Below are 2,059 nucleotides of genomic sequence, written 5' to 3'. Positions count from 1 at the left end.
GTTTTCATAGTACCACAGCATAAAATCCATTTATTCAACAAAGCCGATGAAGACCAGAAACTTGTTTCATAAACTAACGCCGAAGAGACTTACTGCAGGATTTTTACGTCGTACCGCGCCAGTCAGCAGCGCGGTACTCCGATCAGAAATGCGTCCAGCCTTCTTCCTTGTTGGTTATGCCGGTGTCTGTTGCCGGCGTACTGAATTTCTGCCTTACGGGTTCAGAGACCACATCAACAGAAGACGTAATGGCCTGATTACCCAGACTAAATACGGATACGGCCTGGAGAAGCCGTTCGGCCTGATTTTGAAGGCTCGCAGCCGCTGAGGCAGACTCCTCGACCAGCGAGGCATTCTGTTGCGTGGTGCTGTCCATCTCCGTTACCGCAATGCCTACCTGTTCAATACCGCGGGCCTGTTCGGCGCTAGAGGAGGTGATTTCCTCTACGGTGTCAGTCAGCTTTCCGACCGCAGAGAGGATACCTGACATTGTTTCAGAAGCGTGTACCACCAGTTTGTTACCTTCTTCGACGCTGTGCGCATTTGCCTCAATAAGCTGACGTATTTCACCGGCAGCTGTTGCGCTGCGCTGTGCCAGAGACCTGACCTCACTGGCCACCACGGCAAATCCCCGGCCGTGTTCACCTGCCCGCGCAGCCTCAACCGCGGCGTTGAGCGCAAGGATATTCGTCTGGAATGCGATTCCGTCAATCACGGCGGTAATCTCGGCAATACGGCCGGAGCTTTCGCTGATGGTCTTCATGGTCCCGGTAATGGCTCCGGTGGCATCGCTGCCTTTATTTGCCACATCGCGTACGCCCAATGCCAGTTGTCCCGCCTGCCGTGCGTTTTCCGCATTGTTCCTGACGGTCATACCCAGCTGCGTCATGGTTGCCGCTGTCTGCTCCAGCGCACTGGCCTGCTCTTCAGTTCGTTGTGAGAGGTCAGCGTTCCCCTGCGCAATCTGGTTGCTGGCCGATGCAACACTTTCCGCATTGCTTCTTACCTGGCTGACGGTATTAATCAGCGAATCCTGCATGTCACGAATGGCTGACAGCAGTACCCCTGTCTCATCTTTATGACCAGCATGCACCGCGCCACTCAGGTCCCCCAGGGCCACGCTACGTGCAGCCTGAACAGCCTCCGTAAGCGGCCGTGTGATACTCCGGGTAATGAACAGTGCAGATATGGCGGCGAGCAGTACTGCAACAATACCTGCGGTAATGAGTATCATCAGTGCTGACGAACGGTCTGCGCGCGCCTGTGCAGCAGCGGTAATCATCCGCGCTTCCTGATGGTCCTGCAGTTGTTTCAGGGAAGCCATGAATTCCCCCTGGCTCTGATAGCGCGGACCGAAAAGCAGTTGCGTGGCTTCGTCGCCCTTGCCGTTTTTCGCGAGGGCTACAACTTCATCAAGGAAAGGTAAAAAGAGGTCTGCCCGGTCCGTGAGGCGCTTAAAGATTTCCAGCCCTGTGGGTGAGCTCACCTGTTTCCGGAGCAGCTCGAGCAGACCGTCAAGCTCATGTCTCTCGCTGCGGTAGTCACTGATGGCTTTCTCTCTCTCTGAGAATCGTCCCTGAGGAGAATTGCATTGCGGGCGAGACGGCTCATGTCTGATGTGAGATAGCGCAGAGACTGGGAGGCGGAGGATTTACTGTAAAGGCTGCCAGAAATTTCATCGTTCGCACTGCCGAGCGAGTTAATTTTAAGGACGCCAATCAGCACCATGATAATGACAAGCAATGCCATAAAGCCGAAGGCCGCACTGAGTCTTATGCCTATTTTTATATTATTCATAAAGGTTCCCTGTAGGGTATCAGCACTGATGTATTGAGGCGTCAGTGCTGATACAGAAGCTCTCCTGCGATGCAGAAGGACGATGTAGCACATTTCCGCTTTTTTTATGACGGAATTATTACTATCGGCAGCGATTAAAGAATGTTCATTCTGACTGTACCAGACCTGAAAGCCGGGGAGAGAGCATGGCAGTTTCTGAGCCATCGTTAAACTGGACTGAGCAGCGAAAGGTAAGGCGGTAAGTGCTGCTTTCATCCTTACA

2 protein-coding genes are annotated in these 2,059 nt (G+C 53.4%); both read right to left on the bottom strand.

The features are described from left to right. Positions 1-142: 142 nt before the first annotated feature. Entirely contained in the window at positions 143-1,486 is a 1,344-nt protein-coding gene (locus F7Q90_RS25400; RefSeq protein WP_237166165.1) for a methyl-accepting chemotaxis protein, read from the bottom strand. After that, positions 1,483-2,059, bottom strand: a 577-nt coding sequence (locus F7Q90_RS27485; RefSeq protein ID WP_346265407.1) for a CHASE3 domain-containing protein, incomplete at its 5' end; no start/stop codon positions are given. The genes F7Q90_RS27485 and F7Q90_RS25400, both read right to left, overlap by 4 nt.

This window comes from Pantoea stewartii subsp. stewartii, assembly GCF_008801695.1.
Classification (GTDB): domain Bacteria; phylum Pseudomonadota; class Gammaproteobacteria; order Enterobacterales; family Enterobacteriaceae; genus Pantoea; species Pantoea stewartii.
The sequence above is the reverse complement of the archived record's forward strand: the minus strand, read 5'-3'. Positions and strand labels throughout refer to the sequence as shown.